The sequence below is a fragment of the Halobellus sp. Atlit-38R genome (assembly GCF_003665925.1).
Lineage (GTDB): Archaea > Halobacteriota > Halobacteria > Halobacteriales > Haloferacaceae > Haloquadratum > Haloquadratum inordinatus.
Map to the genome: position 1 here is coordinate 1 of NZ_QXIJ01000280.1, position 476 is coordinate 476.

A 476-nucleotide genomic window follows, 5' to 3' on the forward strand; every position below is an offset into this window, starting at 1 on the left:
AGGAGGTCGCCTACCCGATGCTCTCCCAGCAGATGGGGCTGCACTACGGCTCGAACTACGTCCTCGACGGCGAGGGCGACTACGAGGCCCGCGTGCACGTCGGCGGCACCTCGCTTTCCCGAACCGGCTCGTTCGCCGGGCGGTTCGAGTCGGCCGAGACGGCGACGTTCGAGTTCGCGTTCGACACGGACGACCTCTACGACGTGGAACTGCGCCGCCTCGGCGACGAGGCCGGGTCGCGCGGCGCGGTCCCGGCGATGGAGATGATGGGCGTTCCGACCGGCAAAGCCCCCGCCGTCAGCGACCTCCCCGGTCGCCACCTCGGCCGGCAGACGAGCGCCGACGCCCTGTTCGACGCCTTCGTCGTCGACGACGGCTCCCGCTTCGGCGTCGACGGTGCGTACCTCTACGTCTCGGCGCGGACGCCGCACAACGAGTTCGTCCTGCCGATGATGGGCGTTCGGGCCACGCTCGAA

General features: G+C 70.6%; 1 pseudogene. It reads left to right on the forward strand.

The window, feature by feature from the left end:
• Positions 1–476, forward strand: a pseudogene (locus tag D3D02_RS19375) (iron transporter); the annotation flags it as partial.